Origin of the sequence: Prevotella sp. SGI.167, assembly GCF_050313615.1 — a bacterium.
Classification (GTDB): Bacteria; Bacteroidota; Bacteroidia; order Bacteroidales; family Bacteroidaceae; genus Prevotella.
In genome coordinates this window covers 1-904 of sequence record NZ_JBNPLT010000106.1, presented here as the reverse complement: position 1 = coordinate 904, position 904 = coordinate 1, and the positions used below count along the sequence as shown (strand labels likewise).

The window sequence follows — 904 nt, the reverse complement described above, 5'->3', positions numbered from 1 at the left end:
TTTTAATGTATAATTGTTAATGTATAATGTTTAATTGTGATCAAGCTCGCTGTACTTTGAGTGCTGGCTCTTATACTCTGGAACTATCTCCTTCATCTTCTTCACGATTGCCATATCATCGTAGGTGAAGGAGAGCTGATAGAGGTCTTCCTCGTTCTTGCGTGCCAACTCATAAGGATACTCACGAACCTTGGCTACCATGATCTTTGGATGATGGGTTGGAATCGTAGCTTCCTTATCGTTCAGAACTTCCTCGAAGAGTTTCTCTCCATCTCGGAGTCCTACGTACTTGATGTCGATGCCATCTACTCCCGAAAGGGCTATCATACGCTTTGCCAAATCGGCAATGCGGACTGGCTTACCCATATCGAAGACGAAGATCTCGCCTCCCTTACCCATGGTTCCTGCCTCCAATACCAACTTGCAGGCTTCTGGAATGAGCATGAAGAAACGGATGATGTCGGGATGGGTAACGGTGATAGGACCGCCCATCGCTATCTGCTTCTTGAAGATTGGAATAACGGAACCGTTACTTCCCAAGACATTGCCGAATCGTGTGGTGACAAACTGGGTGACGCCCTTTACCTCGCCATCCACAATCGCCTTGTTCAATGCCTGGCAGTAGATCTCGCAGATTCGCTTGCTGCAGCCCATCACGTTGGTTGGATTCACAGCCTTATCGGTAGAGATCATCACAAACTTCCTGGTGCCGTACTTCACAGCCATATCGGCTATCACACGCGTACCATATACATTATTCTGCACTGCCTCTGATGGGTTGTCCTCCATCATCGGTACATGCTTATAGGCTGCGGCATGGAAGACATAGTCAGGATGATTCTCGGAGAAGATGCGCTCCATACGGGTGGCATTGGTGATGCTGGTTACGATGGTTTCGCAAGGA

The 904-nt window shown here is 48.0% G+C and carries 1 protein-coding gene; it reads right to left on the bottom strand.

Going from position 1 to position 904, the window contains the following annotated elements:
* Positions 1-30: 30 nt before the first annotated feature.
* Positions 31-904 (bottom strand): polysaccharide biosynthesis protein (locus ACQRBJ_RS16070; RefSeq protein WP_445304234.1); only part of this gene is annotated, 874 nt, incomplete at its 5' end.